13 protein-coding genes are annotated in these 12736 nt (G+C 42.6%); 1 reads left to right on the plus strand and 12 read right to left on the minus strand.

Annotation, left to right across the window (positions count from 1 at the left end; all coding sequences use genetic code 11):
* Nucleotides 1-9: 9 nt before the first annotated feature.
* The 6 genes from yqfC to rpsU all read right to left on the minus strand — a co-directional run bounded on the left by yqfC (nucleotide 10) and on the right by rpsU (nucleotide 4216).
* Nucleotides 10-300: a sporulation protein YqfC gene (gene yqfC, locus JI665_RS08780; protein ID WP_035331147.1), complete on the minus strand. Its 291-nt coding sequence runs from the start codon at nucleotides 298-300 to the stop codon at nucleotides 10-12.
* Nucleotides 301-467: 167 nt separating this feature from the next.
* Nucleotides 468-947, minus strand: coding sequence for a hypothetical protein (locus JI665_RS08785; RefSeq protein ID WP_206838802.1), 480 nt, complete (start codon nucleotides 945-947; stop codon nucleotides 468-470).
* A gap of 34 nt (nucleotides 948-981) precedes the next feature.
* Nucleotides 982-1980, minus strand: a complete 999-nt coding sequence (gene floA / locus JI665_RS08790) for a flotillin-like protein FloA (protein WP_206838804.1) — start codon at nucleotides 1978-1980, stop codon at nucleotides 982-984.
* Between the two features lie 20 nt (nucleotides 1981-2000).
* A complete protein-coding gene (locus JI665_RS08795; protein ID WP_206838805.1) occupies nucleotides 2001-3332 on the minus strand; it encodes an NfeD family protein in 1332 nt (443 codons plus the stop codon).
* Nucleotides 3333-3583: 251 nt separating this feature from the next.
* Complete coding sequence (locus JI665_RS08800) at nucleotides 3584-4027, minus strand: GatB/YqeY domain-containing protein (protein WP_206838806.1); 444 nt, start codon at nucleotides 4025-4027, stop codon at nucleotides 3584-3586.
* 15 nt (nucleotides 4028-4042) lie between these two features.
* On the minus strand, nucleotides 4043-4216 hold the full coding sequence (rpsU, locus tag JI665_RS08805) for a 30S ribosomal protein S21 (RefSeq protein WP_009333009.1): 174 nt from the start codon (nucleotides 4214-4216) through the stop codon (nucleotides 4043-4045).
* A 236-nt stretch (nucleotides 4217-4452) separates the two neighbouring features.
* On the opposite strand from rpsU, the gene JI665_RS08810 reads away from it, so the two are divergent.
* On the plus strand, nucleotides 4453-5373 hold the full coding sequence (locus JI665_RS08810) for a Na/Pi symporter (RefSeq protein WP_206838807.1): 921 nt from the start codon (nucleotides 4453-4455) through the stop codon (nucleotides 5371-5373).
* Nucleotides 5374-5486: 113 nt separating this feature from the next.
* On the opposite strand, the gene deoC is transcribed toward JI665_RS08810, so the two are convergent.
* The 6 genes from deoC to dnaK form a co-directional block, all read right to left on the minus strand.
* Entirely contained in the window at nucleotides 5487-6158 is a 672-nt protein-coding gene (gene deoC / locus JI665_RS08815; RefSeq protein WP_206838808.1) for a deoxyribose-phosphate aldolase, read from the minus strand.
* 371 nt (nucleotides 6159-6529) lie between these two features.
* On the minus strand, nucleotides 6530-7882 hold the full coding sequence (gene mtaB, locus JI665_RS08820) for a tRNA (N(6)-L-threonylcarbamoyladenosine(37)-C(2))-methylthiotransferase MtaB (protein ID WP_206838809.1): 1353 nt from the start codon (nucleotides 7880-7882) through the stop codon (nucleotides 6530-6532).
* Nucleotides 7883-7888: 6 nt separating this feature from the next.
* Nucleotides 7889-8638, minus strand: coding sequence for a 16S rRNA (uracil(1498)-N(3))-methyltransferase (locus JI665_RS08825; protein WP_206838810.1), 750 nt, complete (start codon nucleotides 8636-8638; stop codon nucleotides 7889-7891).
* A gap of 79 nt (nucleotides 8639-8717) precedes the next feature.
* Nucleotides 8718-9659, minus strand: a complete 942-nt coding sequence (gene prmA, locus JI665_RS08830; RefSeq protein ID WP_206838811.1) for a 50S ribosomal protein L11 methyltransferase — start codon at nucleotides 9657-9659, stop codon at nucleotides 8718-8720.
* A gap of 20 nt (nucleotides 9660-9679) precedes the next feature.
* Entirely contained in the window at nucleotides 9680-10798 is a 1119-nt protein-coding gene (gene dnaJ, locus JI665_RS08835; RefSeq protein ID WP_206838813.1) for a molecular chaperone DnaJ, read from the minus strand.
* A gap of 98 nt (nucleotides 10799-10896) precedes the next feature.
* Entirely contained in the window at nucleotides 10897-12726 is a 1830-nt protein-coding gene (gene dnaK, locus JI665_RS08840; protein WP_206838815.1) for a molecular chaperone DnaK, read from the minus strand.
* Nucleotides 12727-12736 lie beyond the last annotated feature (10 nt).

The following is a 12736-nucleotide window of genomic DNA, read 5'->3' on the forward strand; positions in this document are numbered from 1 at the left end:
CCTGAATTCTTAATCAGTGTCTGTAATATAAGTAACTGAGTCAATTTTCCCCTCCAGCAATATTTCTTCTGGCAGTATCGTTTTTATAACGAAAGCTTTCCCTCTAATTAAAAGCTGCCCCTGCTTCAAAAGCAGTCTTAATTCCTTATCTGAAAAAGCCAATAATCCCCTGTGGTTCTCTATATAGATATGGATTTGCCCAATCATAGTGATGCGGGGCAAATCCATCATGACATCTTGAGGAAGCTCCATATTTTTAGTCATCCAGCCGCGGACGAATTGTCCCCACTTTTTTGCCATAAAAAAAGAACCCCCTTTCATCTCATATTTATGAAATGAAAGGAGGTTCTAGCACTTATTTTTGATAAGAATAGAATGTATCAATTCTGAAATTAGATAACTGTCTAGCGCAAGCTGCCTGCCCCCCGAGTTCATTGTCGGGGATGGGCAAGGCGCTTCCGCTTTTCTTATTGCTTCCTGTTCAGGGATCGGTGAGGATTTTTTGATCTTGGAGGTCCAAGGATTTCAGACCAGATAATTCCGTCAACAAGCGACTGTTTCCGAGGCTCCAAACTCCCTGCTCCTGAGGCTTCCTTTGGGTACTCTGCGTTTTTATTGGAAGCTGATCGCGCTAATGCATTTGTTTTTCTTTCGGCAGCTCTCCGCTGATTCTGAAGAGCTTTCATGCTTTCTTCAGCCTTCTGTTTACGCTGCCTGTATTCTTCTTCTATTCTTCTGGCTTTCTCTGCCTGCTGCCTTTTTTCTTCTTTTAGCGCTTCGGCCAAAGCAGAATCTGCAGAAGTTCCTTCTGCCTGTGTCCGCTGCTCCTGCTGTACTGAACGGGGAGTCTGTTTAACAGGCTTTTCCTCCTTCTTTTTTTTGAAAAAGGAGGAAATAAAAGCGATTAGGGCAATGAGAATAAAAGGATTCTCCAATAAGAATTCCAAGAGAGTTTCCTCCCTTCTCCCAATAGGGGATCATTTAGTCATTTTTGCGGCCATTTTTGCCGTCATCACTCATATTGCCGATTGAGTCCCTCATTTCGGTATCAGCTGAGATGTTTTGGATATTCATATAATCCATTACACCAATATTTCCGGAACGGAGCGCTTCTGACATGGCAAGCGGCACCTGAGCCTCTGCTTCCACAACCTTCGCTCGCATTTCTTCAACGCGAGCCTTCATTTCCTGTTCTTGAGCTACCGCCATTGCACGTCTTTCTTCCGCTTTAGCCTGGGCAATCTTCTTATCCGCCTCTGCTTGTTCAGTCTGAAGTTCCGCACCGATATTTTTACCGATATCCACGTCCGCGATATCAATGGAAAGGATTTCAAAGGCAGTCCCCGCATCCAGGCCTTTCGAGAGAACCGTCTGAGAGATCATATCAGGATTTTCGAGTACTTTCTTATGGTCAGTCTGTGAACCAATTGTAGAGACAATCCCCTCACCAACACGCGCCACAATTGTTTCCTCTCCGGCTCCCCCGACTAGACGGTCAATATTTGCCCGGACGGTAATTCGCGCTTTCGCCTTCACTTCAATACCATCCATCGCCACACCTGCAATGAAAGGAGTTTCAATTACTTTTGGGTTAACGCTCATCTGAACAGCTTCCAACACGTCGCGCCCTGCCAGGTCGATGGCAGCGCTGCGTTCAAAGCTTAAATCAATATTTGCACGGTGTGCTGCAATTAATGCATTGACAACTCTATCAACATTTCCTCCTGCCAAGTAATGGCTTTCCAGCTGGTTTGTTGATACATCAAGCCCTGCCTTATGTGCTTTGATTAACGGGTTAATAACACGGCTTGGTATAACCCGGCGAAGCCTCATTCCTATTAATGTAAAGATACTGACTCTGACACCGGCAGCCAATGCTGAAATCCACAGCATTACAGGTACAAAGGTGAATAATATCCCAAGTAAAATGACACCCAGTACAACGGCAACCAGAACAAATACTGTCCCTGCTTCTAACATATTCCTACCTCCTGATGATTTTATTTATCTAAATCAAGATTAGATACTTCCCTTACAACAATACGTGAGCCTTCTGCTTTAACAACTTTTACTTTTGCCCCTTTAAGGATAAAGCCTCCCTCACTGACAACGTCAATCCGCTCATCCGCGATGACAACTGTACCAGATGGCCTTAGGGCTGTAAGTGCATAACCCTCAAGGCCAATCAGTTCAAGTCTGCTCTTATTTGAAATATAGCCTTTTTCTGTATTTGTGCTATCGGTTAATATTATTTTTTTGAAGAATTTCATTTTTTTACCAAACACCTTTATCATTAATATAGATGCCAATATTGAAACTCCCATAGCAATTAAAATAGACATTCCCATATGGGCTGCATTGTCAGCAGCCAGGAACAGGCTGCCCAGTACTGCTGCTATTCCAGCTATTCCTGCAACTCCTCCAGGAAGGAAAAACTCAGCTATTATTAAACCTATACCTATTACAAACAAAATTAAAGTTTCATATCCTGCCAGGCCGGCCACCATATGGCCATAAAAGAAAAGGAGCAGAGCCGATAACCCCATGAACCCAGGAATGCCGAAGCCCGGTGAATACAGCTCCAGAACAAGCCCGAGGCTTCCGATAGATAATAGAATTGGTATAACGACAGGATGGGTAATAAAACGGGCCACCTTTTCTGCAAAGCTTTCATCAATTGTCTGTATAGCAGCTCCCTCAAACCCGAGCACTTTCAGTAAATCCGCTCTTGAATCTACTGTGCCCTCCGAATAACCCACCTCTTTAGCCTGTTCAGCTGTTAGGGTAAGAAGCTTTCCCTTCGGCGCTCCTAAATCTGGCAGATCCACCGATTCATCTGCCATAGCAAGTGCATAAACAGGATCTCTATCCGTTTGTGAGGCAGCACTCTGCATAGCTGCAAACCAGTATGATTCCGCTTTCTTGCCAGCCGTATTACCCTGCTGGTCAATAATCGCTGCTGAACCCATTGTTGAACCCGGGACCATGTATATTTCATCCGTATTCAATGCTATATAGGCACCTGCGGATAAGGCCTGCTTATTAACAAAAGATATTGTTTTTACATTTGTCGAGGTTAACAGCCTTCCGATTTGCCCGGCTGCATCCACTGCCCCTCCGGGTGTATTTATTTCAAATATTATGGCTGAGGCATTTTCTTCTTCAGCTGTGTGGACCGCTCTATTTAAAAATGCATAAAGCCCTTTTTCCACAGTTTCTTCAATAGGAACAATCAGCACTTTTTCATTATTGGCTTTTCCTTGAAAAGGGCTTCCCAAAAGCAGCAGAGCAAAGAACAATGAAAAGGCGGTTATTGCTCTTCTGGCAATCAAAACATTCCCCCCTTTAACCGCAAAATTGATTCTATATGTATTTACGATTCAATCATTAAAAAGTTTCATTTTTATTTTTCAATATAATTAGTATTTACAAAGCGGCTGCATTATAAGTATAACCAAGAAATGAACGTAAATCATTCCAGCAGTGTTTAGGCTTTCATAGACTAAAGGATACGAATAAGATAAGTGAACACCAAATAAAAAAGACCGTCAGCCAATGGCTTTCGGTCTTTTATTGCATAGTTTTATGAAAGGTGTTGTTGTACAAGTTTATTTACAAGTGAACCATCTGCTTTGCCTTTTACCTTAGGCATAATAGCAGCCATCACTTTTCCCATATCAGCTTTTGAAGAAGCACCCGTTTCAGCAACCGTTTCTGCAACAATTTTTGAAACTTCATCTTCTGAGAGCTGTTTTGGCATATATAATTCGACATACTGAAGTTCAGTACGAATTTTTTCAACAAGATCTTCACGACCTGCTTTTTCAAATTCATGGAGGGAATCCTTGCGTTGTTTAACTTCACGAGAAAGGACAGTCAGCTCCTGTTCTTCGTTAAGCTCTTCACCAAGCTTGATTGCTTCGTTTTGAAGCGAAGCTTTAATCATACGAATGACAGTTAGCTTTTCTTTTTCTTTATTCCTCATCGCTTGTTTCATATCTTCATTTAAACGCTCGAGAAGACTCATTACATACACCCTCTCTTACCACTTACGCTTTCTAGCAGCCTCAGACTTTTTCTTACGTTTAATACTAGGTTTTTCGTAGAATTCGCGCTTTCTTGCTTCCTGCAAAGTACCAGTTTTTGATACTGAACGTTTGAAGCGACGAAGAGCATCTTCAAGCGATTCGTTTTTACGAACGACGGTTTTAGACATTCTCTTTCCCTCCCTCCGAGCACAACACACTTACATCAACAACATGGTTTATTCCATGTACCTTGCAATTATAATATAACAGCTTATCGAGGTCAACAGTAATTAGCCTGCTATAGGATTAGTTTTTATTTGGTTGTGATTGTTTTATACCCCGTTCATGACAAGCTAAACAATTTATCGCACTTAAGCATGTCCCAGCATGCTGTCCCATAGTATTAAATATAGGGGGTGTATGCTTGGTCCAGCTGTTATTATTTTTTCTGCTAATCGGGTTATTTATTTATGGTATGACACTTTTAAGATCAGGTCTATTTAATTTATCTGCCGATTCATTAAAAAAATGGCTGGCAGTGATGACAAATTCCCCCTGGAAAGGCCTTGTTATTGGGACAATGGTTACAGCTGTCCTGCAGAGCAGTTCAGCGGTAATGATTATTACAATTGGAATGGTTTCTGCACGGATGCTTACTTTCCCCCAGACAATCGGCATCATTTTAGGCACCAACATCGGGACAACATTTACGACAGAATTAATCACTTTTAATATAGAATCTTATATTATTCCGCTTGCTGCTGCCGGAAGCATCCTGGCTGTATTGAAGAAAAACAGCATGCGAAGCACCGGTCTTGCATTGTTGGGTTTATCTGCAGTTTTCGCAGCAATGCGCGGATTTGAATATCTGGCCGGTTCAGTTAAAGATAATGATATGGTCAATCACTGGCTGCTTACTTTGGATGGGAATTACATGTTCGCAGTAGCTGCTGGAATTGTCCTTACTGCGATTATCCAATCAAGCACCGCAACAACTGGCATTATCATGGGATTTTTAACTGCAGGAGCAATGGATCTGGATACCGGCATTGCCATAATGCTTGGATCAAATATTGGAACATGCGTAGACGCTTATTTAGCATCCATCGGTTCCGGAAAAGAAGCAAAGCTGACTGCCTTTGCCCATATCTGGCTGAACTGCCTGGGTGTCGCAGCCTTCTATCCCTTTATTCATGCTCTTGCTGTTTTTGGGCAAAATGCAGCCAGTTCCCCGGATGTGCAGCTTGCACATATCAGTGTTTTATTTAATGTACTATCCTCACTGCTTGTTCTTCCAGTTGCAAATCAGTTTGGAAGGTTTGTCATTAGGTTTCATGACCGATAAAACAATAAAAAATGCCGAAAAATCCCGGCATTTTCTTACAGCAAGTATAATAATTTGAATTTCGATAACTAATCCAGCTCCAGATGCCGATAAACGGGCGCCTTCCGCTTTTCTTAGTAATCCGAATCGCTTGTTAAGCCGTTGACAATAGCAGCGCCAGAGCTTGCTCCAATTCTCGTTGCACCTGCATCAATCATTTTCTGTGCATCTTCAGCGCTTCTTACTCCGCCTGAAGCTTTAACACCGATTTCCGGGCCGACAGTTTTTCTCATCAAAGCGATGTCTTCAGCAGTTGCTCCGCCTGTTGAAAATCCTGTAGATGTTTTAACAAAGTCAGCACCTGCTTTTACAGAAAGTTCACATGCTCTAACTTTTTCTTCTTCAGTAAGAAGGCAAGATTCGATAATAACCTTTGTTAATGCTTTTCCTTTGGCAGCTTCAACAACCGCACGGATGTCTCTTTCAACAAGCTCATTGTCTCCGCCTTTTAAAGCGCCAATGTTAATTACCATATCTACTTCTGTTGCCCCGTTTTCAATGGCATTCTTTGTTTCAAATGCTTTTGTTTCAGGTGTGGAAGCTCCCAGAGGGAAGCCGATTACTGTGCAGACTTTCACTTCAGTGCCGTTTAGCAATTCGCTTGAAAGTTTGACCCATGTCGGGTTTACACATACTGACGCAAAATTGTATTCTTTAGCCTCGGCACAAATTTTTTCTATTTGTTCTTTTGTTGCATCGGCTTTTAGTAATGTATGGTCGATCATTTTTGCTACATTATTTGTCATTTTAACTACTCCTTTTCAAAAACAGTTGTACGTACCTCTTACATAATATCACTTAGATAATAAAATATCGAGCAATAATTAAGTTTTTTGTAATCGTTTTCGAAAGTAGTTTTTCCCAAAAGATATTAATAAATTTATCAAGATGTTTTGCTTATGAATTCAGCTCGTTGATTTCCGCTGCGGGCACTTGCTTTCCGCGGGGAGGAACGGGAGCCTCCTCGGCTTCGCCTGCGGGGTCTCCCACTTCCCTCTCCTCCCGCAGGAGTCAAGTACCCTCCACTCCAATCAACTCAGTAAATAAACAAAGTTATTAAAAAGAAATAAACTTAAATAAAAGCTAATAAAAAAGGAATTACCATTAGGTAATTCCTTTAAACTGCGGCCTCTTCTGTTTCATTCAATTCATCAAGGACTCTTACAAATTGACCTTCATTGTAAGGGTAGCCAGCTTTTGTAATTTTAACTTTTACAATCTGGCCGACCATTTCTTCGGCAGCCGGGAAGACAACTTTCAAGTAATTATCCGTGTAGCCGACAAATAAACTGCTGTTACTGCTTTCCTTAAAGCTTTCCTCTGGAATTACTTCAAGAACTTCGCCTTCATACTGAGATGCGTATTCTTTTGCAAGCTGATCTGATAAGGCAATCAGGCGATGGACACGCTCGTTTTTAACCTCTTCATCAATCTGGTCGTCCATTCTCGCTGCAGGTGTTCCTGTACGCTTTGAATAAGGGAATACATGAAGCTCGGAAAATTTATGTTCTTTAATAAAGTTGTAGGTTTCCATAAATTCTTCTTCTGTTTCTCCCGGGAAGCCAACGATAACATCTGATGTAACAGCCAGACCTGGGAGAGCTTCCTTCAAGCGTTCAAGACGCTCAGCAAAAAACTCCATAGTATACTTGCGGCGCATTCTCTTAAGGACAGTGTTTGAGCCTGACTGAAGAGGAATGTGCAAGTGCCTTACAACAACCTTGGACTGATCCATAACTTCAATAACTTCATCGGTAATCTGGCTGGCTTCAATTGAAGAAATTCTTAAACGCTTAAGACCTTTTACCTGAGCTTCCAGATCCCTAAGAAGCATAGCCAGATTATAATCTTTCATGTCCTCGCCATAACCGCCTGTATGGATTCCAGTCAGAACGATTTCTTTATAGCCGGCATCAACCAGCTGCTGGGCCTGGCGGATTACTTCCTTCGGATCCCTGGATCTCATTAAACCGCGCGCCCAGGGAATAATGCAAAATGTACAGAAGTTATTGCAGCCTTCCTGAATTTTAAGGGAAGCTCGTGTCCGATCTGTAAATGCCGGAACATCCAGCTCTTCGTAGACACGATTCTTCATGATGTTACCAACACCATTGATCGGCTGCCGTTCTTGTTTATACTGCTCGATATACTCAAGCATCTTTACTCGATCCTGGGTGCCAACAACGATATCCACTCCAGGAATAGCCATAATTTCAGCCGGTGAGGTTTGTGCATAACAGCCCGTTACACAGATAACCGCATCAGGGTTTTTCCTGATTGCCCTTCTGATTACCTGGCGGCTTTTCTTATCACCAGTATTTGTAACGGTACATGTGTTAATCACATATACATCTGAAACGGATTCAAAGTCTGTCCGTTCATAGCCAGCTTCTTTGAACAGCTGCCAAATGGCCTCTGTTTCGTAATGATTGACTTTGCAGCCAAGTGTATGAAATGCAACTTCAGGCATCTAATTTCACCCCATTAATTCAAAATGATAGGAAACAGCTGACAGCAAATAGAGAGGTGCTGTCTCTGTTCTTAAAATACGCGGCCCCAACCCGCAGGCAAGAAAGCCTGCTTCCTGCAGCAATGAAACTTCATTGTCAGAAAGCCCGCCTTCAGGCCCGAATACAACTATAAGTGATTGTCCTTTATTCATAGAAGAAAGTGTTTTATAGAGCACAGAGTCCTCTCCCTGCTTCGCTTCTTCCTCAAAGGCAATCAATTTATATGAATACTCTCCAGATAATTTCAGCAATGACTTCAAATCGAGAGGTGCAAACACTTCAGGCACCATGGTCCTGTGTGATTGTTCAGCAGCTTCTTTAGCAATCTTCTGCCATCTCTCTGCTTTTTTCACAGATTTCTTAGCATCCCATTTTACTACTGAACGGGCTGAAGTAAAAGGGATAAAACGATGTGCTCCCAGCTCAGTGCCTTTTTGAATGATCCACTCCAGCTTATCCCCTTTAGGCAGTCCGCTCACAATAGTAATATCTGCAGGCAGCTCAGAAGCCCCTTCAATCCATTGTACAACTTCTGCAGCCACATGTTCATCGGTAATTTCTGCAATTGAGCAAAGTGCGCTATTTTGGGATAGATCGACACAGATAATATTGTCGCCTTCTTTCATGCGCATTACTTTCACAATATGATGGCGGTCTTCCCCTTTAATTTGAAAGATATTTTCATTTACTGCATTCTCTGTGAAATATCGCTGCACAACCTGCACCCTCTTTCTTGCCTTTCCAAAATTCTTTCAACTGTAAAAGGGGGGTAAGTTGATTACCCCCTTTTTCACATTATTGCTTTCGCTTTGCTACAATAGCAACCCAATCTTCCATTTGAATGGTCTCTTCAACTTCAAATCCTGCAGAGGAAATAGCATCTCTTACTTCCTGTTTCTTCTGCTGGATAATGCCTGAAGCGATAAAGTATCCGCCTTCCTTTACGACTGATGCCACATCGTCAGTAAATCGGAGAATCACTTCTGCAAGGATGTTGGCAACGACCACATCAGCTCCCTCGCTGACACCATCGAGCAGATTTCCTTGTGATACTTCCACAATATCCTGCACTTTATTCAGCTTAATATTTAATTTAGCTGAATTTACTGCCACTTCATCAAGATCAAGTGCTTTCACCTTCTCAGCACCCAGCATAGCTGCAGCAATGCTTAACACACCCGATCCTGTTCCTACATCTACAACTTTATCACTCTGTTTTACTGTTCTTTCAAGTGCTTGTATACACATCACCGTAGTGGGGTGTGTACCCGTTCCAAAAGCCATGCCAGGGTCAAGCTCAATAATAAGCTCATCACTGCTGACAGGTGTGTAATCCTCCCAGGTTGGGACAATGGTAAAGCGTTCTGAAATTTTTACAGGGTTATAATATTTTTTCCAGGCAGTAGCCCATTCTTCTTCATTTACTTCGCTAATGCTGACATTATTTGCCCCGATGTCAATGTTAAATAAAATAAGATTATTGATTGCTTCTTTTATTTCATCAACTGTTTCACCTAGAAAACTGTTTACTGGCAAGTACGCTTTTACAATTACGCCTTCTTCAGGATAGTCCTGCGGATTGAGCTGGTAGATTTCACCGAATTGGTCCTTTCTTTCTTTTACAAGTTCTAAAGGATCCTCTATAACAACTCCGCTTGCTCCGGCTTCATGCAAAATATTCGAAATCGGTTCAACAGCTTCATTTGCAGTATGAATACTGATTTCTGACCATTTCACTACTACCAACTCCCATTCCTTTATTCACCTTTAAAGGCTCGTTTTACTTTAGAAAAAAAGCTTTCTTCCTGTTCTCCCTGGGGAACTGTTCCGCTGACTTCAGCAAATTCGCTTAAAAGCTGTTTTTGTTTTTCTGTCAGCTTTGTAGGAGTAATAATGCGTACAATAATATGCTGATCCCCTGTTCCGTATCCTCTTACATTTGGTACACCTTTTCCTTTGAGGCGGAATTTGGTTCCTGTTTGTGTGCCTGATGGGACTTTAAGTTTTACTTTTCCATGGAGTGTCGGAACTTCAATTTCATCGCCAAGGGCTGCCTGCACAAATGTTATAGGCATCTCGCAATAAACGTCATCTCCATCACGCTCAAAGAATTCATGTGAACGAACATGGAAAACAACATAAAGGTCGCCAGGAGGGCCTCCATTAACACCGGGTTCCCCTTGGCCCGCCACGCGGAGCTGCTGGCCATCATCAATGCCCGCAGGAATTTTCACGTGTATCTTCCTGCGTTTTTGCACTTTACCGGTTCCACGGCAAGTAGTACACTTCTCTTTGATTTCCTTGCCGGTCCCATTACAGTAGTGGCAAACCCTTCTATTTACTATCTTGCCAAATGGCGTATTTTGTTCAACATTCAGCTGACCCGATCCGTGGCAGTGACGGCATGTTTCCGGCTTAGTCCCTGGCTTCGCGCCTGAACCGCTGCAGGTATCACATGTCTCTTCACGAGGAATTTCAATGTCGGTCTCTTTGCCAAATACTGCTTCCTCAAAGGATAAGGACATGGTGTACTGCAAGTCTGCACCCTGCCTTGGAGCATTAGGGTCACGACGGCGGGAGCCTCCTCCGAAGAAGGTGCTGAAAATATCTTCAAATCCTCCAAAACCATCAAAACCGGCTCCGCCAAAGCCCTGATTAGGGTCCGTATGGCCGAATTGATCATAGTGGGCCTTTTTCTGATCGTCGCTGAGGACTTCATATGCTTCTTTAACTTCCTTGAACTTCTCGTCTGCATCAGGCTCTTTATTAATATCAGGATGATATTTTTTTGAAAGCTTTCGATAAGCCTTCTTAATTTCATCCTTGGACGCACCTTTGCTGATTCCAAGAACTTCATAGTAATCCCTTTTACTCATGATTACCACTCCCCGATTCATTTCACATAAAGATTATTGTATCAAAAATAAAAGCCAAAGCCAAGAAAGACCTGACTTTGACTTTAAAGATTCAGAGGTTATTTATCGTCTTTAACTTCTTCGAACTCAGCGTCTACGACATTATCGTCGTCATTTTTGCTTTCAGCGCCTTCTGCACCTTGTGCAGCCTGAGCAGCTTGTGCCTGCTCATAAAGCTTCATTGTTAAGGCCTGGACAACCTCCTGTAAAGCATCTTTCTTCGCACGGATCTCATCCAGATCGTTCTTTTCAATTGCAGCCTTCAGGGCATCTTTAGCTTCATTTGCTTTGTTCACTTCAGCTTCATCCACTTTGCCTTCAAGATCTTTTAGAGTCTTTTCAGTAGTGAATACAAGCTGGTCCGCTTCATTGCGGAGTTCAACTTCTTCTTTGCGCTGCTTATCTGCTTCTGCATTTTCTTCAGCTTCTCTTACCATTTTTTCGATTTCTTCATCAGATAATCCTGTTGATGATTTAATCGTAATGGCCTGCTCTTTATTTGTGCCCAAGTCTTTAGCGCGTACGTTTACGATACCATTTTTGTCGATATCGAATGATACTTCGATTTGAGGCACTCCACGAGGAGCAGGAGGAATGTCGCCAAGCTGGAAGCGGCCCAGTGTTTTATTATCTGAAGCCATCGGGCGTTCCCCTTGAAGCACATGGATATCAACAGCTGACTGGTTATCAGCAGCAGTTGAGAACACTTGGGATTTTGATGTTGGGATGGTTGTATTGCGTTCAATCAGCTTAGTGAACACTCCGCCCATTGTTTCAATTCCAAGAGACAAAGGAGTTACGTCCAGCAGGACAACATCTTTAACGTCACCTGTGATTACACCGCCCTGAATGGCTGCACCCATTGCAACAACTTCATCAGGGTTAACTCCTCTATGCGGTTCTTTTCCTGTTTCTTTCTTGATTGCTTCCTGTACGGCAGGAATACGAGTTGAACCGCCGACAAGGATAACTTTATCAAGTTCTGAAGGAGATAATCCAGCATCCTTTAACGCCTGGCGTGTAGGTCCCATTGTGCGTTCTACAAGATCTGCAGACAGCTCTTCAAATTTAGCTCTTGAAAGTGTAACTTCAAGGTGTAAAGGTCCTGCTTCCCCAGCCGTGATAAACGGAAGCGAGATTTGCGTTGAAGTTACGCCTGAAAGATCTTTTTTCGCTTTTTCAGCTGCATCTTTTAAACGCTGAAGAGCCATTTTATCTTTGGCAAGATCAATGCCATTCTCTTTTTTGAATTGATCAACCAGGTAGTCAATAATTACTTGGTCAAAATCATCTCCGCCAAGACGGTTATCCCCCGCAGTGGATTTTACTTCAAATACTCCATCGCCAAGTTCAAGGATAGACACATCAAAAGTACCGCCGCCAAGGTCATAAACAAGAATTGTCTGGTCTTCATCCATTTTATCAAGACCATACGCCAAAGCTGCAGCAGTAGGTTCGTTGATGATTCGTTCAACTTCCAGACCGGCAATTCTGCCCGCATCCTTTGTAGCCTGACGCTCGGCATCATTAAAATATGCCGGAACTGTGATTACCGCTTTAGTAACTTTTTCTCCAAGATAGTCTTCTGCATAAGATTTCAAATATTGAAGAATAATAGCAGAAACCTCTTGAGGCGCGTATTCTTTTCCTTCAATTTCAGTTTTATGATCCGTACCCATGTGGCGTTTAATGGAAATGATGGTGTTCGGGTTTGTAATAGACTGGCGCTTTGCCACCTCACCGACCTGGCGCTCGCCATTTTTAAACGCAACAACTGAAGGTGTTGTACGGTTGCCTTCCGGATTTGGAATTACTTTTGGTTCGCCGCCTTCAAGGACAGCGACACATGAGTTTGTTGTACCTAAATCAATTCCGATAATTTTGCTCATGTTCTTTACC

Origin of the sequence: Bacillus sp. NTK034, from assembly GCF_017303275.1 — a bacterium.
Classification (GTDB): Bacteria; Bacillota; Bacilli; order Bacillales; family Cytobacillaceae; genus Cytobacillus.

Coding starts and splice junctions, on each gene's coding strand:
- yqfC (WP_035331147.1), bottom strand. CDS start 300: ATGGCAAAAAAGTGGGGACAATTCGTCCGCGGCTGGATGACTAAAAAT.
- floA (WP_206838804.1), bottom strand. CDS start 1,980: ATGTTAGAAGCAGGGACAGTATTTGTTCTGGTTGCCGTTGTACTGGGT.
- JI665_RS08800 (WP_206838806.1), bottom strand. CDS start 4,027: ATGAGTCTTCTCGAGCGTTTAAATGAAGATATGAAACAAGCGATGAGG.
- rpsU (WP_009333009.1), bottom strand. CDS start 4,216: ATGTCTAAAACCGTCGTTCGTAAAAACGAATCGCTTGAAGATGCTCTT.
- deoC (WP_206838808.1), bottom strand. CDS start 6,158: ATGACAAATAATGTAGCAAAAATGATCGACCATACATTACTAAAAGCC.
- mtaB (WP_206838809.1), bottom strand. CDS start 7,882: ATGCCTGAAGTTGCATTTCATACACTTGGCTGCAAAGTCAATCATTAC.
- dnaJ (WP_206838813.1), bottom strand. CDS start 10,798: ATGAGTAAAAGGGATTACTATGAAGTTCTTGGAATCAGCAAAGGTGCG.
- dnaK (WP_206838815.1), bottom strand. CDS start 12,726: ATGAGCAAAATTATCGGAATTGATTTAGGTACAACAAACTCATGTGTC.